This is a genomic window from Ruegeria sp. HKCCD6426 (genome assembly GCF_057221115.1).
Genome location: NZ_JBWVBF010000001.1, coordinates 573,912 through 594,221 on the forward strand (window position 1 = coordinate 573,912; position 20,310 = coordinate 594,221).

Below are 20,310 nucleotides of genomic sequence, written 5' to 3' on the forward strand. Positions count from 1 at the left end.
GCCACCGAAAGCAAAGTTCAGCAGGGAAGCATGGCCGGAGTCTTAAGAAGTGAAACGGGCAAAGGCCTGGCGCTGAGTGCGCCTGCGACGCTGTATGTCGGCCTGCTAGTTGCCGTGCCGCTTTGCATTCTGGTCGCCTACAGTTTCTGGACCCAGACATATGTCGAGGTCGACCGCACACTGACCTGGGCGAACTATCAGGAGGCGTTTACGGACCCCCTGGTGCGCCACCTGATGATCCGATCGGTTGCGATTGCGGGTGCGGTGACTATGGCCACGGTGTGTCTTGCGTATCCGATTGCCTATTTCATCGCGTTTCGGACGCAGAAGAAGACGCTGTGGCTGTTACTGATTACCATTCCATTCTGGAGCAGCTACCTGCTGCGAGTCTTTAGCTGGAAGCTGATTTTAGGGTTCAACGGAGTGATGAACTCAGCCCTGATTTCGATGGGGATGATTCAGGAGCCGCTGACCTTTCTGCTCTACAACGAATTCGCCGTTGTGTTGACGCTTGCGCACGCTTGGGCACCGTTTGCGATCCTGCCGATCTACGTGTCCTTGCAAAAGATCGACCGAAGCCTGCTTGAGGCAGCGACCGATCTCGGCTGCAGTAAGCTTGAGCGGTTTGTTCGCGTAACGCTGCCACTGACCGTTCCGGGCATTATCGCCGCCAGCCTGATTATCTTTATCCCGACCGTTGGCGACTATGTCACGCCCGCATTGGTCGGAGGCTCTCAGGGCAAGATGGTCGCCAACCTGATCCAGGTACAGTTTGGTGCTGCCAATAATTGGCCTTTGGGCGCAACCTTGTCTCTGCTGGCCATGCTTTCGGTGGGATGTGTCGCGATTTTGTTCGTGGTTGTTGTGACTGCGTTGGGCCGGAGGATCAGATGACAAAGGCCATTCGGATCCCCTGGTTGCTGGTCTACGCGGTCGCCTATCTGGTGTTTCTCTACTTGCCGGTTTTGCTGCTGCCGCTGTTTTCGTTCAACGACGGAACTATCGTGGCCTTTCCGCTAAAGGGGTTCACGCTGAAATGGTACGCACAACTCGGTCAGCAGGATACGTTGCTGCAGGCAATGGTGAACTCTCTAATCGTTGGCAGCGTCACGGCCATAATGGCAACCTCGCTGGGCCTGTTCGCCGCACGCGCCTACGTTCGCTATCGGTTCAAAGGGCGCGAGGTGTCCGAAGGGCTGGTCATGCTTCCGCTGGTCATTCCAGGTATCATCGTCGCCAGTTCAATGCTGGTTTTGTTCATCAGCATCGGGCTGAAGCCCTCGCTGACAACCGTGATCCTTGGCCATGTGTTCGTGGCGCTGCCCTTTTCCGTGTCGATCATGAAATCCGCTTTTGACGATTTCGACCAATCGCTGGAGGAAGCGGCATTTGATCTGGGCGAAAGCGTCATCGGGACATTCCGGCGTGTCACTCTGCCTATTGTGGCACCTGGGATCGTCGCCAGCCTTCTGGTCACGTTCACCGTGTCCTTCGACGAATTTGTTCTGGCCTTCTTCCTGTCCGGCAACAGCCCAACGCTGCCTGTCTATATCTGGAGCCAGATCCGCTTCCCGGCAAAACTGCCCAACACGCTCGCGCTGGGGTCACTGCTTTTGCTGTCCTCCGTCCTGCTGCTGCTGATTGCCGAGTATTTCCGCCGCCGTTCCACCCAATCCTCGGATTGAAGCCAAAGGAAACGAATAAGATGAGCGAACAGAACATCATCGAAATTCAGGGCGTGGAAAAACGCTTTGGGACCTTCGTAGCTGTGTCCGACCTGAACCTCAGCTTGAAAGAGGGTGAGTTCTTTTCGCTGCTCGGGCCGTCCGGTTGTGGAAAGACAACGGCCTTGCGCATCATCGCGGGTTTCCAGGATCACGAAGAGGGTGAAATCCGGATTGACGGGCGCACGATGGGCGATGTGCCGGCAAACAAGCGCCCCACCAATATGGTATTTCAAAGCTACGCGATCTTTCCGCATCTGAATGTTGGCGACAACGTCGGGTTTGGTCTGCGGAAGACCAAGCTGTCGCGGAAAGAGATCAAGGAACGCATTGCTGAAGCTCTGGATATGGTGGAACTCAGCGGCTTACAGGATCGCAAGGCCAATGAGCTGTCGGGCGGGCAGCGGCAGCGCGTGGCTCTGGCCCGCGCGCTCGTCATGCGTCCGAAGGTACTGCTGTTGGATGAACCTCTGTCCGCTCTCGACAAGAACCTGCGCGAAGCGATGCAGTTGGAAATGCGCCGTCTTCAACAAAAACTTGGTATTACCTTCGTCATGGTTACGCACGACCAATATGAGGCGATGACTATGTCAGACCGCATTGGTGTGATGTTTGCCGGTCAGCTAAAGCAGGTCGACAAGCCCGAGGTTCTGTATTCCCAGCCCTGTAACCGCGAGGTTGCATCCTTTATCGGCGGAATGAACTTCCTGAATGCCGATGTCATATCCGACAATCCCGACACAATTGACGTTGATGTTCAGGGGTTCGGGAAACTGTCGATTGGGGTGAATCCCAACGTTCCGGTGCATGACAAAAAACTGCTGGTCGGAATTCGACCCGAACAGTTGGAAATCGCGGCGGAGAAGCCGGAAGGGTATGACGCCTATGTCCAGGGTCAGGTGTCGGACGTCGCCTTTTATGGTGAGAGCGTCCACTACTATGTCCGCATAGACGGTCTGGCGAACAGTATCTCGGTCGCCGTCCCAAACTACTTTCACACGGTCGATCACAGCCGCGGCGACACCGTCTGGCTGGGCGTTCAGAACGCCTCGGTGATTGATCTGGGTAAACGTGAATCATGAATTTGTGGGAGGAAAGAAATGAATAAAGCAACACCATTTATGGCGGCAGTGATCGCCACCTTTACGGCAAGCCATGCGCTTGCGAATGCGGCCGACCTGACTGTTTTCGACTGGTCTGGTTACGAGGATCAGGGGTTTTACGGCGATTACGTCGAAAAACACGGCGGTCCGCCCAGCTATACCTATTTCGGCAGCGTGGAAGAGGCGTTTACCAAGCTGCAGTCCGGTTTCGAAGCGGATCTGGCTCATCCCTGCACCGACGCCCTGAGAAAATGGGTTGCGGCGGACCTGATCAAGCCGATCGACACCAGCAAGCTGGAGAATTGGGACAAGCTGATGCCCAAGATCAAAGAGGTCGATGGCATCACGATCGATGGTCAGACCTATATGGTGCCATTTGAGTGGGGCAACACCGGCCTGATTTATCGAACCGACATGATCTCGGCAGATGATGTCTCGCTGCAAATGCTGGCGGATCCAGCGCATCAGGGCAAAGTTGCAGTTCCGGATGCCGCATCTAGCGCGTTTGCGATGGCCGCTTTGGCAACCGGGGCTTCCAGCTATACGGATATGAGCGACGAAGAATTCCAGAAGGCCGCTGATTACCTGCGCGCGATCCATCCGAATGTGCGCTTCTACTGGTCGGACGCCGGTCAGCTCGACCAGGCAATCGCCAGCGGTGAGGTGACACTAGGCTGGGGCTGGAACCAGTCCGAACTGAACCTGATCTGGAACGAAACACCAGCGGTCATGATGCGGGACGTGGACAAGGGAATTGCCACATGGGTTTGTGGGTACGTGCATCTGAAATCTGCCAAGCAGTCGGATGAGCAGGTCTACGACATGCTGAATGCACTGAGTTCAGCCGCAAGTGGCAAATACATCATCGAAAGCTGGGGTTACGCCCATGCCAACGAGGATGCGTTCGCACAGGCAGATCCAGAGCTGATCGAAACTTATGGCTTTGCGGATGTGGACAGCTTCTTTGACGGCAGCTTGTTCTTCGATGCGGTGAACCCCGAGCTTGAAGCCAAGATGCTGAAGGAGTTCGAGCGCATCAAGGCGGGCTTCTAAGTACATCAATCAAAAAAGGCGGGAATGCGTGGGTTGAAATAGCCCTCTCATTCCCAACGACCAATTCCAATTTTTCTGGAGGATGCGCGGCAATGTCAGGCGCTGACGGATACTCTGTTCTCTTCGAACCTGTGAAAATTGGGCCTGTTACGGCCCGAAACCGGTTCTATCAGGTGCCGCACTGTAACGGCATGGGGCATTTGCGGCCTCAGGCCGAAGCCGCAATGCGGGCGATAAAAGCCGAGGGCGGTTGGGCCGTCGTATCAAATCAAGAAACCGAGATTCATCCCACTTCCGACTTATCCCCCTTTGCCGAGAACCGGCTCTGGGACGAGCGGGACATTCCGGCGCTGCGCCTGATGACAGAGGCGGTTCATGCAAAAGGATCGCTGGCAGCCATAGAGTTGGCGCACAATGGCCATCATGCCCAAAACCACCTAAGCCGCGCGCCATTGTTGGCCCCTTCGGAACTGGCCCTGCAAACTGCATACCCAAAGCAGGCCAGAGCGATGGACAAGACGGACATTCGCGAGTTCCGCAAGTGGCACCGCGCCGCCGCGCGACGCTCACGCGAGGCTGGCTTCGACATTGTGTATGTCTATGCCGGGCATCACATGACTTTGTCGCATCATTTTCTGTTGCCTCAGTTCAACGACCGAACCGATGAATATGGCGGCTCGTTGGAGAACCGAGTGCGGCTTACCCGGGAGCTTTTGGAAGAAACCAAAGAAGAAGTCGGAGACGACTGCGCCGTGGCCCTGCGGTTCGCGGTTGATGAAATGTTGGGTTCCGACGGGATGCAGGCACAGGAGGAAGGTCGTGCGGTTGTCGAATTGCTGGCGGAACTTCCTGATCTTTGGGACGTAAACGTTGCCGATTGGAGCAACGACTCGGCAACGACCCGTTTTGAACCGCGCGACGGGTTCCAGACCGCGTATATAGAGTTCGTCAAACAGGTTACCACCAAGCCGGTAGTGGGCGTAGGACGTTTTACTTCACCGGATTTGATGGCCTCACTGGTCAGAAAGGGTGTGCTTGATTTCATCGGAGCGGCCCGACCATCGATAGCGGACCCGTTTTTGCCTAACAAAATCAAAGACGGTCGCATCGAGGAAATTCGAGAGTGTATCGGCTGTAACATCTGCGTCTCATCCGACTCTTTGGGTATTCCAATTCGGTGCACGCAGAACCCGACGATGGGCGAGGAATGGCGTCGTGGCTGGCACCCCGAGATCATCGAAAGCCGCAAGAAAGAAGACTCTGCCCTTGTTGTCGGCGGCGGGCCCGCTGGGTTGGAATGTGCCATGCAATTGGCACGTCGGGGATACGAAGTGACCCTTGCCGAAGGTTGCCCTGATCTGGGCGGGCGCGTTGCTCAGGAATCCGGTTTGACCGGGTTGTCTGCCTGGAAGCGGGTTGCCGATCACAGAATCTATGACCTGCAACAGCGTGGCAACGTTCAGCTGTTTACCGATAGCAGGCTGTCGGCCAACGAAGTTGTTGAGTTGGGCGTGCCAAATGTCTTTCTGGCAACCGGCGCCAGATGGAGGAGGGACGGTCGCGGAAAGTCTGCCTTTGGTGGCATCACGTTGGAAGAGGGCACAAAAGTTTTGACTCCGGACGACATTATGTCGGGTTCATTACCCGAAGGTGGTCCGGTCATGGTTTACGATGATGACCAGGCTTACCTTGGCGGAGTTCTGGCAGATCACTTGGCCCAGGCCGGTCGGGAAGTCCTGTTTGTGACGCCTGCTTCGATGGTTTCACCGTTCACTGAACTGACCCTGGAACAAACCCGAGTACAGCGCAGCCTTCTGGAAAAAGGCGTTCGATTGATCCTGTCTCACACCTTGGCCAGCGCAGGATCCGGCCGAGCGAAGGTGCAGTGCGCGTACACGAGCCAAACTCAAGTCATTGAGTGCGCCTCGGTACTATTGGTGACGCAACGAATGCGAGAGACCGCACTCTATGATGAGCTTCGTGGTCTGACCGAAAGCCCTCTGACGAAACTGGAGGTAATCGGCGATGCTGCAAACCCCGGCTTGATCGCTGACGCGGTTTATTCCGGTCACATGGCCGCTCGGAATTTCGAACGTGATGCAGCCGAAATCGACCGCGAATTGTTCCGTCGGGAACTCATTTCCCTTGAAACTGTATGAGGTGCGCCATGCCCAAAGATGACTTGCAAGTGATGCGCGACTTGATGGAAGCGCAGCGTGAAGGGTTCGCGTTGCCACGCCATTTCTATACGTCTCAGGCAGTTTATGAGAATGATATTCGTAAGTTCTGGAACCGGAACTGGATCTGGGTCGGACATGTAAGCCAAATCGCTGAGCCGGGCGACTATTTCCTATTCGATTATGGCCCTGAGTCTGTGATTGTCGTGCGTGATCGCGAAGGCGAAGTTCGTGCACATTTGAACGTTTGCCGCCACCGGGGATCTCGTGTTTGCCTTGAACGGAAAGGCAAGGCGCGAACCTTCATCTGCCCCTATCACGCCTGGACCTTTGACCTGAACGGCAAGCTTCGAAACGGGCGGTCTATGGGTGCGGATTTTGACCCCGGTGAATACGGCCTGTTCCCGGTTCAGGTGAAGATCTTTCAGGGCCTGATATTCATCTGCGTTTCGGAAGACGCTCCACCGCTCGACGCGGCGCTGAACAATCTGGCGCCGCTGTCAAAGCCGTTCGAGTTTGAAAACCTGAGGGTTGCACATGAGGCGTCGTATCCTGTTCCGGCGAACTGGAAACTGGCGCTGGAAAACTATTTGGAATGCTATCACTGCGCACCGTCCCATCAGGATTATTCGCGCAGCCATTCCCTGAAAGATCCTGCGCAGGTTCTGGAGTTCAGCGGGGCACTGCACGAACGGATGGAGGCAGTTGGCCTTCCGCTGGAAGAACTGGATCTGACCGGTGACAACGCTGTTGCGCCCGGTGCCGATGTCTACTGGCGGCGTTACCCGCTGTTCCCTGGTTATATGACTGGCAGCCGGGATGGCTCTCCTCTGGCGGCGCCTCTCGGTGAGTTGAGCGATCATGATGGCGGGGCCACGGATCTGGGGATCGGTACGCTGAACTACTTCCTCGTCTACGCTGATCATATGGTCGGATACCGGTTTGTACCGCGAGATTTGCAGGAGACGGATATTCAGATCGTCTGGTATGTGCGCGGGGATGCTGAAGAGGGGCGCGACTATGACAAGGATGCCCTGACGTGGCTCTGGCATGTCACATCGCTCGATGACGAGAGGATCATCCGGCACAATCAGGAAGGCGTGAATTCCCACCGTTTCGTACCGGGACCGCTGTCTGAAATGGAGTGGAGCCTTCCTGGCTTCTATCGCAATTACTTCAGCATGATCTGACACGCTGAAAATTCGGAGAACGAACATGACAGAGTTAACTCAGCGCAGAACAAGGCGGCGCGGGGGCGGACGTGAAGCGCGGGCAGCGGTGCGGACCAGCAACGCAGCCTCGAAGGCAATCTGGCCAGGTATTCCGGGTGGACGATACAAGCCTCTATCCGACGCGGACATGGCACGCATTCACGAAGCCGCGCTTAGCATTCTGGAACGCACGGGCATCGGAGACCCCACGCAGGAGGTCCTTGATCTCGTGCTACCCAAAGGGGCGATATTGAATGAACATGGCAGGCTTTGTTTTCCCCGGGCGTTGATGGAGGACCTGTTGGCCAAAGCGGCCAGCGAGTTCTACGTGCACGCGCGCGGATCGCGCGCAGGCAAGGATGATATGCACTGCACCAAGGACAAGGTGTATTACGCAAATTCCGGTACAGCTGTAACCACACTCGACGCGCAAACCCGTAGCTACAGGCCGTCAACGCTCAAGGACATCTACGATTTCACCCGTCTGGTTGACCGGCTCGACAACATTCATATGACCGGAGATACAGTTCTGGCGACGGATGTACCGCAGGATTATGAGCATGATATGAGCATGCTCTACGCCATTCTGGCGGGCAGTGAGAAACCGTCCTGCCTGACATTCCGAACCCGTGAGCACATTCAGGACGCGATCCAAATATTTGATCTCGCGTCAGGTGGCGAGGGTAAGTTCCTTGAAAAGCCGTCTGTCATCTTTGGCGGCTGTCCTATTGTTTCACCGCTCAGGTTCGGGCGGGAAAACCTGGAAATCCTGATCGATACTGCAAAGCTCGGGCTTGTTTGCGACCTCGCCGTACCACCGCAGGCTGGTGCGACGTCACCTGCGCCGTTGGCCGGAACATTGGCACAGGCGGTGGCCGAGACCCTTTCATGTGTAGCGATCGCAAACCTGATCAATCCCGGCACGCCCGTCGTCTTCGCCGCGTGGCCCTTTATCACCGATTTGCGCACCGGGTCGTTTACAGGCGGAAGTGGTGAACAGGCACTGATTTCAGCGGCCGCCATTCAGATGGGCAATTTCTACAATCTGCCGACCAGCGTCGGGTGCGGCATGACGGATTCCAAAATCCCCGATGCGCAATACGGGTTGGAAAAGGCACTTACCTACGCGTTAGCCGCTCATGCCGGGGCCAATCGGCTCTGCGAATTCGGTGGGATGGTTGGAAGCCTGATGGGGTGTAGTTTTGAATCGATGGTCATCGACAATGAAGCAGCTGGCATGATCTCTCGAACGCTTCGCGGTATTGAGGTCAGCGACGAGACTCTGTCGGTTGACGTGATCCATGATTGCGCGATCGATCCCGGACATTTCCTCGGCAACGCGCAGACGCTGCAATTCATGGAAACGGAGTATGTCTACCCGACGCTCATGGATCGGGAGTTGACCGACACTTGGGAAAAGGCCGGACGTCAGGACATGTTTGAACGGAGCCGTGTAATCGTGGACGATATTTTGTCCAACCACTACCCGAACTATTTTGGCAGCAAGCTGGACGAAGAAGTTCGCTCCAGATTTCCGATCAAATTACTACCAGAAGCGATGCGTCCAATGTGAGTGCGGCATTCCGGGTTCGGTACAGGCATTGCTGGCCGAAGATCGTGACCCAATGCCAGCGGAACAGGCTGATACGGCGGTATTCTATTCCATTTCCAACTGTCAGGCCGGTCTGGCCAGCATTTCGTTTGGCAACTCGCTGATCAAACAAGTGGCCTCGGATCTGGCAGCCGAGCTGTCGGGGCTGAAGACTTTCGTCACCTTGTCGCCCATTCCGGGTCTGACCAAGTGGCTGTCTCAGGAGGGCTATGAATGGGATATCGAAAAGCCTGATCAGGTTAGGGCTCTGGCGGCGCATTACCTGCTGAACGCCAAGGGCAGGGGCAACATGCCCTTTGATCCAGTGGCTCGGTTCGACTTGGGTAACGGCGCGCTGGTTCATGCGGTTCATGCCGACGCAGACACATCTGAAAAGGGCCGGGCGCAGTTCGGTGGCACCATGGTCAACTATCTGTATGATCTTGCCCGTGTCGGTCAGAACCACGAACAGTTTGCCACCACACGTGAGGTGATTTCCTCACCCGAGGTCAAATCCATTGCGACTTCTGCAACTCTTACCACGACACAAGAAAGGTAACCCTTATGGCCAATCCTCTCTATGACGGTTTGTTCGGTATCCATGCTGGTAGAGACACACCTTTTTTGCACCTGCTCGACAGGACAATCATTACCCATCAGGATTTCCTGAGTACGGCCGCTCAGATTGCGCATGTGGCCACGCAGTTGGGTTTGAAGCCTGGTGACCGGGTCGCCGCGCAGGTGGAAAAATCACCCGAGGCACTGGCGCTCTATGCTGCTTGTGCGCAGGCCGGTCTGGTGTTTCTGCCACTCAACACGGCTTATACGGTGGAGGAGCTAACTTATTTCATCGAAAACAGCGGCTCGTCCCTGATCGTCTGTGACGCCAAGAACGAAGAGAAACTGGCCTTGGTGGGCGCGCAATTGGGCGCCAAGGTGGAAACCCTGAATGCCGACGGGTCCGGCAGCCTGATGGACCGGGCCGCAGCCATGCCTAATAGCTACGACACGGTGGATCGCGATGGTGATGATCTGGCAGCGTTTCTTTATACTTCCGGCACCACAGGGCGCTCAAAGGGGGCGATGCTGACCCAGAACAATCTGCTGTCAAATGCGAAAACGCTGGTTGAAGAATGGCGTTTCACATCCGACGACGTGCTGCTGCACGCGCTGCCGATCTTTCATACTCACGGACTTTTTGTGGCTACAAATGTCAGTTTGGTCGCGGGCAGCTGCATCGTTTTCATGCCCAAATTCGATTTGGATGAGGTCATCAGTCATATGTCCCATGCGACGGCGATGATGGGTGTGCCCACATTCTATACCCGACTGCTGGATGACACGCGTTTTACAAGAGAACTGGTCGCCCATATGCGCCTGTTTGTTTCGGGGTCTGCACCCTTGCTGGCTGAAACCCACGTGCAGTTTGAAGGTCGTACAGGTCACCGTATTCTGGAACGATACGGCATGACCGAAACCAACATGAACACCTCGAACCCTTATGACGGGGAACGGCGTGCAGGCACGGTGGGCTTTCCGCTACCTGGGATCGAGCTGCAGGTCTGCGATTCCGACGGCAACGCCTTGCCGCAAGGCGAGATCGGCGAGATCGAAGTGCGCGGTCCGAACGTGTTCAAAGGCTATTGGCAGATGCCGGAGAAAACCGCCGCCGAATTGCGCGAATATGGCTTCTTCATCACTGGCGATCTGGGTCGGATTGACGACGATGGCTACGTCCACATTGTCGGTCGCAACAAGGATTTGATTATTTCTGGCGGCTACAACATCTATCCCAAAGAAATCGAACTGGTGTTGGATGACCAGCCGGGCGTTCTGGAAAGCGCAGTGGTTGGAGTGCCGCATTCTGATTTTGGTGAAACGGTACTGGGCGTGATCGTTTCCGAGGCGGGCCAGACGCCCGATCTGGATGCTATTATGGTCGCCGTGCGCGACAGCCTCGCACGGTTCAAGCATCCCCGCGATCTCATCGTGCTGGATGAGCTACCTCGCAACACCATGGGCAAGGTTCAAAAGAATGTGTTGCGCGACCAGTTTAAGGACAGGTTCGTGACCGCATAAATGACACTCCTCGTCCCACGGCCTCTCTCCCGAACAATGCTGTGGGTTACTCTTCAACGGCTGAAGATGCAGTCGATACATCTGCAAGTCGTTGATTTTTCTCTTTTTCAGGAGTTTGAGATATGTACCAGAACATCCTGGTTCCGGTTTCTTCTGATTCAGATCGCGATGCAGAAAGCGCAGTTATAGTTACCCAAGCGCTCTGTCTGGCAGATGGGAACATCACGCTATTGCACGTTGTCGAACATCCGCCTCAATATACCAGTGACCTGTTGCCAGAGAGGCATCTGGAGCACGCCAAAGCCGTGGTTTCGGAGAAACTGGCTCCTTCGTTGAACGGATTGGCGAACGCCCGGATCGAAATAGTCGAGGGACATACGGCTCGGGGAATTCTGGACTTTGCCGTGTCACGCAACGCCGATTGCATTGTGATCGCGAGCCATCGGCCGGGTCTTCAAGACTGCCTGCTGGGGTCTACAGCTGCTCGCGTCGTGCGGTACGCACATTGTGCTGTTCATGTCGTCAGGTAAGTGGGTGGTGTAGGCATTTGGTATAACGTGCGAATGAAGCGGCGACGTTTCACGGTCGCGCAATGGGATGTTTCTGGATTTGATGCCCGTTTTGGGTCAGTTCGGCTCGTCGTCTGATTTAGGGTCCTTGTACCTGTTGAGGTCCAAAATCCCTGCCTGAATTGGAAGGTTCTGGAAAAAGATCGTGTGGATTTGATCGCTGATGGTCCAGAATTCGGGGCTTGTTCTGCGCACGCCATATTTCGCTACAACGCCCATCCAGTCTTTTTGCGACTGCATGGATTTCAAGTCGCCAATGAATGCACTCAGTTGGTTCTGCCGGATTACGAAATAGAAATTTGGATAGCTCCCGAACAGCCCGGGAATGATTGTTAGAACATCTGATTGCGGCTCGCGGCGTGCCGCTTCGTCGAACAGAAAGGCCACATTCTTGTGGGCCTTGTCGTGCGCGAGTGAGTAGACCTCGGTGGTGCCGTCGTCTTTTTTTATCATAAGAACAGACAGGTCCGGCAGAAATTTCACCCAATCTCCCCTCTGGTCTGCAAGTTCACGCAGCATCGGTTCAATGTCACCGTGATTTGATTGTGGGCAGTTTTCTGTTGCACATCTGTTGATTGGGTCGGCTATTGGCCATAGCTCATTCCCGCGTTCCAGCAGGTTGAGTAAAAACTCCTGTTTTGGGGTGGTCGTTGCGAAGTCGATGGCTGACGGAAAACTGTCATCGACGCGGCGCTGGTGCCAATAGGTATGAATGCCGGCAAGAAAGCCTTTGTACCAGTTTTGGTGCATCTCCTGCCGGACTTCCCGCGGCATAAATGTCAGGAACGAATCCTCACTCTCCATACGCAGTTCATCCATGTACAACCGTGTCGCAAGCTGATGCTCGACACGGCCAAAGACATCGTAGCCCGCCACCAGGTCATAGTAGATGCGTTCGAATATCGGATAGTCGATGACCCAGGCGGTTTCGGGAATGCCACCGTGAAATCCGGTCATGGCAGAGGCATTGTCGAAATGGCGAAAAACGGTGATCAGCGCGTTTGGATTAGTGCCGTCGCCATCCCAAATCGCGCTATATCCAAATCCGGTTTCGTGCGCCGGACTGCTCCGATACCGCGCGTCCCGAAAGTTCAGGTATAGAATCTGGTTCTTGTGCGAAAACGTTTGCAAATCACCCAATAATCCCCGGTCGACCTGGGAGACCGGCAGCTCAAGATAAGCGGCGCCTTCTTCCAGATAACTTGGGTCTGTGACCGAAAGATCAGCATCCGGAGCAAGAAAACTGACCCAGAAACGATCTTCGATTACGTCGACCGCGGTCTGACCATGGCAGACCGGGCCACGGATGAAGCTGCGTACGAAGAACAGCGCGTCGTCTAAAAGAAATTGATAGCGGCTGCGTGCAGGCATCTCGGCAAAGGTGCTGAAGGGGCTACCGCCATCCGCGTCCCCGTAGGATGGCAGGTCTACCAGCGTCCACTCGGGTTCCAGAAACAACTCCTGAAACCGCGCCATCCGATCCGGCCCAAACTGATAGACCAGATGCTCCTTGTGCACGATTGTCTCGTCAATCAGCAGCAGCCGGTAGAAGAACGGAATACTTCCTGGGTCATCAAAAGGGCGCCGCGTCGCGATAATGTCGATCTCTTCGCCTTGCGGCGTTGAAGAACGTACAAGTTGAAAGAACCGTCTGGGGGAGTCTTCTTGAAAGTGAATTCGGGCGAGAAACAGGTGCTCGTAGATGTACCGGCTCATCAGCTGGCTACGCATATCCCGCCTGTTCAGGAATGCCTCCCATTCTTTGATCTGTTGCCTGATCTCGTCTGGGATTTCGGAAGGCGTCGAAGACGGTAATGCGCCGCTGCCCAACCAGGACATGAGCACTTGATACTCTTTGTCATCAAGCGGAGCCGTCGCATAGGGCATGCCCGCAAGCGGATGGTTCGTGCGAAAGGCGTCGAACTCGTCCGGCGAAGGGCAGACCAGCGGTCGATCAAGCGCAAGCCCGAGTTCTTTTGGGATTGGTGCGTCGGCTGTCAGCCCATTTTCACGGCCGAGTACGAGGGTTTTTTCAAGTAATGTCGATGTGTCTGCAGGCATCGCGGAATACTGGGTAACCGGATGAAACCCAAGGCCCCTCCATTCGGGCACTGTATGAGCGTCAATCCCAAGTCTGGTAGGCTGTGCATCTGACAATCGTTCAGTGTGGTAGATGGCTGCCTTGCTGCCGCCGCGCAACAAGCCGTCAGGCGATGTCAGTTTCAATTGGCACGGCGCATCATAGCAACTGTGGCAGACGACGCAGCGATTATCCAAGATCCTTTTCACGCTGGCCCAACCCTCGTCCGACGGTGACGTGATCGCCGCCGCCGCGTTCGATTCAGCGGGAACAGAACTCGACTGCGCCGAGGTTTCGCCTGAAACGAGTAGCATAACGGCGAAACCCGTTAAGACCGCAAAAACACGAATCGTTCGAGCATTCAGCATCTATGACCCCTGGCCAGCAAACTCTGGGCACACGCATCGGAGCCGGGCGAAACTGCGCCATTAGGCTCGTTTGAGCGTAGCTTAGTCTTTTTTGTAGACCACTCATTTGCAGTTGTCCTCATTCTTTGCGCCCATGGCCAATTCCGGGGCGACCCGGAAGCGCTTGGGTGGCGGGTGCCGGCGACCGGCGCAGACGGCCATACGCTACCGTTGGGATAGGTTTCGGGCAATTCGCTGACCGCTATTCTGGCGAAGTCGCTTTCTGCAACAGCTTTTCGCATTCCTGCATGTGGCACGTCCTGAATTTGGGAAAAATGCTTGGTGAAGGAGACATTGAAAATGAATAGTTCAGCCCCTGCAATCAGAACCCGCGCCGGTGGTCGGTCTGCCCGTCGCGCGATCCGGACGGCACCTAAATTCGACATGTTGCCCGGTCTTACCCGCAATATTCCGTATTGCGAGGTGATGGATGGCAGCCAGGTTGAACGTATCGACAGTGCCTCGATGGATATTCTTGAGAATGTCGGCGTTCAGTTTCGCGACCCGATCGCGCTGGAGGACTGGAAAAAGGCGGGTGCCAAGGTAGACGGTGAACTTGTGTATCTGGATCGCGGTCTTGTGCGGGAATTGATTGCCACGATCCCGTCGGATTTCACCTATCATGCCCGCGATCCGAAAAAGAATGTCCGTCTGGGCGGAAAGCACTCGATTTTCGTGCCGATGACCGGCGCCCCGTTCCTGCGGGATCTGGAAAATGTACGCCGCAATCCGATGCTTGACGATTTGGCGATGTTCCACAAACTGGCGCATATGATGCCCGCGCTGCACAGTTCGGCGCACCATATTGTTGAGCCCTATGATCACCCGATCAGCCAGCGGCATTTGCGCATTACCTATTCGTCGATGAAATACTCGGACAAGACGTTTATGGGCATGACGACTTCGCCCAAGAACGCCGAGGATGTGTTGGACATGTGCGCCATTCTGTTCGGCGAGGAGTTTCTGGAAACCCATCCGGTCACCACCGGCAACTGCAATGGTAACTCACCTTTGGTCTGGGATGAGACCATGCTGGGTGCGATGCGTGCTTTTTGTCGTCGCAATCAGCCGGTCCTGTGCTCGCCCTTCGTATTGGGCGGCGCAAACACGCCTGCATCGGTACCCGCAACCGTGGCGCAGTTGAACGCCGAGGCGCTGTCGGCGCTGGCCTACACACAGGTTATCCGCAAGGGAGCGCCTGCGATTTACGGCCACTATTTGTCGACCGTGTCGATGAAATCCGGTGCGCCGATGGCGGGCACGCCCGAGATCAGCCTGATGAACTTCATGATCGGTCAGATGGCGCGGCATTACGGTGTACCGTGGCGGACGTCGAACACGTTGGGCGGGGCCAAGACCTTCGACGCCCAAGCCGGGTACGAATCCGCCACAACGTTGCAGGCAGTGGTCCATGCCGGAGCGAACTATATTTGGCACAGCGCGGGATGGAACGAGGCCGGTATGCATTGCTCGGTCGCCAAATTCATTGTTGATGCAGAGCAATGCGCGATGGCTTACCGCATGGCCGAGGGTCCGAAATGGCATGATTTCGATCAGGCCCTTTCGGCGGTACCTGATGTCGGGCCGGGTGGTCACTATCTGGGTCATCCGCACACGCAGGAAAATTTCCAGGAAGCGTTTTTTATGCCCGAACTGTTCGACAACAACTCGATTGAGCAATGGGTAGCCGAAGGCGAAGTGGAGATAACCGAACGTGCTCTGAAACACGCGCGCAAGCTACTGGCCGAGTATGAAGAGCCGAAACTGGATGAAGCCAAAGACGAAGCATTGCTGGACTATATCGCTCGCCGTGAGCGAGAAATCCCAGCGGCAGATGAGCTGAACCAGAACTACTGATCCCTCCCCGAACTTGCCTGCCCAAGAAATTGGGCGGGCTCTTTTCGCAGTGAGGTTCATTAGATGGCTTGGCCGGGCCGGCGTTTCACGGACGAGGTGGCATCCGGTTGGCAGAAAATCAAAAAAGGGGAGGAGACATGGAGCTGGCAGGAAAATCTGCGCTGGTAACCGGTGCGGCGGGTGGCATCGGCGTCTCAATTGTTAAGAAACTACGAGAAGCGGGTGTTCGTGTAGCTGTTGCAGACCGCGCTGTCGACGGGATCGAAGCCGAGGCACAACTGCCCGGGGACTTGCTCGACCAGGGTTACGCGGATGGCTTGCCGCAAGCGGCGGCGGTTTCGCTTGGGGCCCTGGATATTGTGATCAATAACGCAGGTGTAATCTCGCGTGGTCCGGTCACTGACACCTCGGACGCGGACTGGTCGCAGTCCATAGGCGTAAACGTTGAGGCGCCGTTTCGCATTTGCCGTGCCGCAATCCCTATCATGGCGCGCAACGGTGGCGGTGCCATCGTCAATACCGCTTCTTGCTGGGGGTTGAGACCCGGCGGCAATCACGCGCTCTATTGCATGACCAAGGCAGCCATCGCATCCCTGACACAGTGCATGGGGATGGACCATGCCCATCAGGGTATCCGCATCAACGCAGTCTGCCCGAACGAAGTGAACACTCCGATGTTACGCACAGGGTTCGCAAAACGTGGGTTTGATCCTGATACGGCCGTGGCCGAATTGGGGCAGACGGTTCCTTTGGGCCGTATCGCAGAGCCTGAGGATATTGCCGACGTCATCATGTTTCTGGTGTCGGATGCCTCACGCTATTTATGTGGGTCACTGGTCGAGGTTAACGGAGGGAAACCCGTGTCATGAACAGGTTCGAAGGAAAAACCGCGCTGGTCACGGGCGGTCGCAGCGGCATCGGCCGGGCAATTGCGGAGCGATTGAGGCAAGAGGGCGCTCGTGTCTTCACCGCGCAACGCGGAGCGGATAGCGAATTCGAAGGCATTAAGGCGGATTTGAGCGATCCGAGCAGCCCTTACGATGTTGTTTCTCAGGTCGTTAACGCGGCAGGTGGCCTGGATGTGTTGGTGAACAACGCGGGTATGATGCAGGAAGCTGCTGTCGAGGATATGTCTGTCGAAGATTGGCAACGCAATCTGACAGTCAATCTGACTGCGCCTTTCGTGATGATCAAAGCGGCCCTGCCGTATCTGCGCAAAGCTCGTGGAAGCATCGTCAACATCGGGTCCATAGAGGGGCAGGGTTCAAATCCCGGCCACGCGGCCTACTGCGCGTCAAAGGCCGGTTTGCACGGTTTGACACGGGCGATTGCAGTAGATCATGGGGCCGAAGGCATTCGATGCAACGCGGTTGCGCCGGGGTGGATCGACACGGAACTCAATATGGATTTCATCGACTCCATACCGGATCCGGAAGCGTTCCGCCGAAATATCGGGCGCATTCATCCCGTAGCCCGCACAGGCGCGCCGGAAGAGGTTGCCGCATTGGTGGCATTTCTGGCCGCCGAAGAGTCCAGCTTCATCACGGGGCAAGTCTACACCGTCGACGGCGGTCGAATGGCGAAGCTCAGCCTGCCTTGAACTGACCAGAGCACACCCGGACTATTCCTCTCGGGCACGCCATTCTTTCCAGCGCAGAATCATATTGGCACCGATTTCCCGAAACGGTTGCGGCGGCAGGCGTTTCGGCCGTTCCGCCGTCTCGAAAAAGCGGGAGACGGTCGAGCTGTGGCCGCAGGCCAGCTCCGCTGCGGCGATGCCGGTCAGAGTGCCGCGTGCTGTTCCCAACCCGTTCTGAACGCAGCCGGAATAGACGCCGGCCTCTATTTCGCGCGCGACTGACACGCCATTGAGGCTGAGGCACAAATGCCCGGCCCATTGATATTCCATCTGCGTGCCAGCAAGCAGGGGAAACCGCTGATCGAACTTACGCTGCATAACCTTTGCTGCCCGGGCAAGATCAGCCTGAGAGACCTGCATGCCGGGGCGCAACGTCGCGCAGGTGCGAGTGATGATGCGATTACCACCCTGACCGGTGTCTATCCTCCGCACAGTCGTTCCCATCGGGTCGGAGGGCGTCACACCCCAGCGCGGTTGCCCGCCCAGGCGCGACAGGGCGCTGTTGTCCAGCTCCGGTGTCATCACCGCATAGAGGAACAGCTGCATCAACCGTCCACGTTCGATCCCAAAGCTTTCAAGATGGCCGTTGACAGTTAGCAAGACCGCCCCGGCACTGACCGAGCCGCAATCTGTTTTGACCAGCCAGCTGTCGCCCTGTCTTTCGAATCCGTTTACAGCCGAGTTTTCGCAGATCGTGACGCCATCCCTGGCCAGACCGGCACCCAGCCCGCGAATGTAGCCCGCGGGTTGCAGCATCACGGTTCCGGGCGTGTAAAAACCGGACACATAATGCCGCGATCCGGTCAGCTCATGCATTTGCTGCGGGTCCAGCATCTCACTGGTTTCGCCCAACGCTTTCAGGTGTTTGGCATAGCTTTCATTATGTGCCTGGCCCGTTGCGCTGGCCGCACCGTTCACCTTGCCGACCGGGTCAAAAAAATTCCTGTTGATCTGGTAATCCTCGACCGCGCTACCAGCGAATGAAATGGCCTGACGATTCAGCGCGATCATCGCCTTGTCGTCACCCGTTCCGGAGTAATCCGATGAGGACAAATCATGCGGCAGATCGATCATAAAGCCGGAATTCCGGCCAGCGGCACCTTCCGCCAGTCGTCCGGCCTCCAGAACGACAACTTTGGCGTCAGGTTGCAGTTGTCGCAGGCGGCGGGCGGCGGTCAGACCCGCAAAGCCGCCGCCGACCACCACAAAATCAGCTGTAAGGTTCGTGTCCAGCTCGTTCGCCGGGGGCTGGCTACCCAGAATGGAATTCCAGGCAGCTGGCCCGCGATGGACAGGTTGATGCTTAGCGGTATAGCTACTCAATCCACGGCCTCGTCAGCGTCATCAGACAGATCGATCCAGATGGTTTTCAGCTGAGTGTACTGGTCATGCGCGTGGATCGAGTTGTCGCGACCGCCAAAACCGGACTGCTTGTACCCGCCAAACGGAGTCGTGATGTCTCCCTCGCCAAAACTGTTCACTGTCACGGTCCCGGCCCGCAGGGCGCGGGCGCCGCGAATGGCGCGTTTGGCATTGGCTGTGAAGATCGACGCACAGAGCCCATATTCCGTATCATTGGCAATCTTGATGGCTTCGTCAAAGCCCGAAATTTCGATGACGGACAAGACCGGGCCAAAGATCTCCTCACGCGCCAGGACGGTATCGTTGCCGGGCACTTCGACCACTGTGGCTTCGACAAAGCCATTGTTCGCCTTACCGCCAATTACCACGTTTTCGGCCTGCTCCAGATAGCCGCAGACTTTGTTGTAGTGGCCCTCGCTGACCAACGCGCCCATGCGGGTTTCCGGGTCCAGCGGGTTGCCAATGTTCCATTGCTTGGCATGATGGGTGATGCGCTCCAGCAATTCGGATTTGACGTCCCTATGAACGATCAGGCGTGACGAGGCCGAGCAGTTCTCGCCCATGTTCCAGAAAGCGCCGTTGACGACATGCTGCGCTACACGGTCCAGATTTTCGGCATCATTCATAACGATGGCCGGGTTCTTGCCGCCCATTTCTAGCACAACTTCCTTGGCGTTGCTTTCTGCCGAATAGGTCAGGAAGCGTTTGCCGGTCGCGGTCGAGCCTGTGAAGGACACCATGTCAATATCCATATGGCGACCGATAGGCTCACCTACATTGGCACCTCCGCCGGGCACGATGTTCAGGACACCGCGCGGCAGTCCGGCCTCGATCGCAAGTTCAGCAACGCGCAGGGCGGTCAGGGTGGTTTCCGCCGCTGGTTTCACAACCAGCGAACACCCTGCTGCCAGTGCCGGGCCGATCTTCCACGCCAGCATCAGCAGGGGGAAGTTCCACGGCAGCACCAAACCAACGACACCGATAGCTTCACGCACCACCATTGCGATATGATCATCGCTGGCCGGAGAGACCTGATCATAGATTTTGTCGATCGCTTCGGCGTGCCATTTCAAGCAATGGATCGATTCGGGCACATCCACCGTTTCGCAGTCATAGATGGTCTTACCGCTGTCGAGACTTTCCATCACCGCCAGCTCACGCGCATTGCGATTCATCAGCTTGCTCAGCCGGATCAGCACATCCTTGCGCTCGGACGGGTGCATCTTGCTCCAGCGACCATCGTCAAACGCCTCGCGCGCCTTTTCGACCGCGAAATCAACATCAACCGAAGCGCAAGAGGCGATGTCTGTCAGTTTTTCGCCAGAGGCGGGGTTAACGGTTTCAAAAGTCTCGCCCGAAATTGCGGGGCGAAAGCCACCGTCGATAAAGGCGCCGGTTGGCAGGTCCAGGCCTGCCGCGATGGATTTGTATTCGTCCTGTGTCAGCAGATCCATGTTT

At 56.3% G+C, this 20,310-nt stretch carries 15 protein-coding genes and 1 pseudogene; 13 read left to right on the plus strand and 3 right to left on the minus strand.

Going from position 1 to position 20,310, the window contains the following annotated elements; translation table 11 throughout:
* Positions 1-30 precede the first annotated feature (30 nt).
* From AC2TDA_RS02875 to AC2TDA_RS02920, 10 genes and pseudogenes are all read left to right on the plus strand, one after another.
* Entirely contained in the window at positions 31-894 is an 864-nt protein-coding gene (locus AC2TDA_RS02875) for an ABC transporter permease (RefSeq protein WP_480878759.1), read from the plus strand.
* Positions 891-1,685, plus strand: a complete 795-nt coding sequence (locus AC2TDA_RS02880; RefSeq protein ID WP_480878760.1) for an ABC transporter permease — start codon at positions 891-893, stop codon at positions 1,683-1,685. Before AC2TDA_RS02875 ends, AC2TDA_RS02880 begins: the two co-directional genes overlap by 4 nt.
* A 20-nt stretch (positions 1,686-1,705) precedes the next feature.
* Positions 1,706-2,806: an ABC transporter ATP-binding protein gene (locus tag AC2TDA_RS02885; protein ID WP_480878761.1), complete on the plus strand. Its 1,101-nt coding sequence runs from the start codon at positions 1,706-1,708 to the stop codon at positions 2,804-2,806.
* Between the two features lie 18 nt (positions 2,807-2,824).
* Entirely contained in the window at positions 2,825-3,880 is a 1,056-nt protein-coding gene (locus AC2TDA_RS02890) for an ABC transporter substrate-binding protein (RefSeq protein ID WP_480846568.1), read from the plus strand.
* Between the two features lie 92 nt (positions 3,881-3,972).
* The gene (locus AC2TDA_RS02895) at positions 3,973-6,039 is read left to right on the plus strand and encodes an oxidoreductase (RefSeq protein ID WP_480878762.1); all 2,067 of its coding nucleotides are present in this window, start codon (positions 3,973-3,975) and stop codon (positions 6,037-6,039) included.
* Positions 6,040-6,047: 8 nt separating this feature from the next.
* A complete protein-coding gene (locus AC2TDA_RS02900) occupies positions 6,048-7,247 on the plus strand; it encodes an aromatic ring-hydroxylating oxygenase subunit alpha (protein WP_480878763.1) in 1,200 nt (399 codons plus the stop codon).
* Between the two features lie 25 nt (positions 7,248-7,272).
* The gene (locus tag AC2TDA_RS02905; RefSeq protein ID WP_480846572.1) at positions 7,273-8,841 is read left to right on the plus strand and encodes a trimethylamine methyltransferase family protein; all 1,569 of its coding nucleotides are present in this window, start codon (positions 7,273-7,275) and stop codon (positions 8,839-8,841) included.
* 4 nt (positions 8,842-8,845) lie between these two features.
* Positions 8,846-9,418 (plus strand): annotated as a pseudogene (locus AC2TDA_RS02910) (malonyl-CoA decarboxylase domain-containing protein); the annotation flags it as partial.
* A 5-nt stretch (positions 9,419-9,423) separates the two neighbouring features.
* A complete protein-coding gene (locus AC2TDA_RS02915; protein ID WP_480878764.1) occupies positions 9,424-10,938 on the plus strand; it encodes a malonate--CoA ligase in 1,515 nt (504 codons plus the stop codon).
* A 122-nt stretch (positions 10,939-11,060) separates the two neighbouring features.
* Complete coding sequence (locus AC2TDA_RS02920) at positions 11,061-11,468, plus strand: universal stress protein (RefSeq protein WP_480878765.1); 408 nt, start codon at positions 11,061-11,063, stop codon at positions 11,466-11,468.
* A gap of 96 nt (positions 11,469-11,564) precedes the next feature.
* Here the strand turns inward: AC2TDA_RS02920 and AC2TDA_RS02925 are convergent, their stop codons facing one another.
* Positions 11,565-13,955 carry a fatty acid cis/trans isomerase gene (locus AC2TDA_RS02925; RefSeq protein ID WP_480878766.1) on the minus strand — a complete coding sequence of 797 codons (2,391 nt, stop codon included), beginning with the start codon at positions 13,953-13,955 and terminating at the stop codon, positions 11,565-11,567.
* Positions 13,956-14,294: 339 nt separating this feature from the next.
* Here AC2TDA_RS02925 and AC2TDA_RS02930 point away from each other — a divergent pair, with 339 nt between their 5' ends.
* The 3 genes from AC2TDA_RS02930 (at position 14,295) to AC2TDA_RS02940 (ending at position 17,451) form a co-directional block, all read left to right on the plus strand.
* Positions 14,295-15,851: a trimethylamine methyltransferase family protein gene (locus AC2TDA_RS02930; RefSeq protein WP_480878767.1), complete on the plus strand. Its 1,557-nt coding sequence runs from the start codon at positions 14,295-14,297 to the stop codon at positions 15,849-15,851.
* Between the two features lie 137 nt (positions 15,852-15,988).
* On the plus strand, positions 15,989-16,720 hold the full coding sequence (locus AC2TDA_RS02935) for an SDR family NAD(P)-dependent oxidoreductase (protein ID WP_480878768.1): 732 nt from the start codon (positions 15,989-15,991) through the stop codon (positions 16,718-16,720).
* Entirely contained in the window at positions 16,717-17,451 is a 735-nt protein-coding gene (locus tag AC2TDA_RS02940) for an SDR family NAD(P)-dependent oxidoreductase (RefSeq protein ID WP_480878769.1), read from the plus strand. The genes AC2TDA_RS02935 and AC2TDA_RS02940 overlap by 4 nt, the downstream gene beginning before the upstream one ends.
* Positions 17,452-17,472: 21 nt before the next feature.
* Here AC2TDA_RS02940 and AC2TDA_RS02945 read toward each other — a convergent pair whose 3' ends face one another.
* Both AC2TDA_RS02945 and AC2TDA_RS02950 read right to left on the minus strand, forming a co-directional pair.
* Complete coding sequence (locus AC2TDA_RS02945; RefSeq protein WP_480878770.1) at positions 17,473-18,813, minus strand: NAD(P)/FAD-dependent oxidoreductase; 1,341 nt, start codon at positions 18,811-18,813, stop codon at positions 17,473-17,475.
* Positions 18,810-20,306, minus strand: coding sequence for an aldehyde dehydrogenase (locus AC2TDA_RS02950; RefSeq protein WP_480878771.1), 1,497 nt, complete (start codon positions 20,304-20,306; stop codon positions 18,810-18,812). The genes AC2TDA_RS02945 and AC2TDA_RS02950 overlap by 4 nt, the downstream gene beginning before the upstream one ends.
* Positions 20,307-20,310 lie beyond the last annotated feature (4 nt).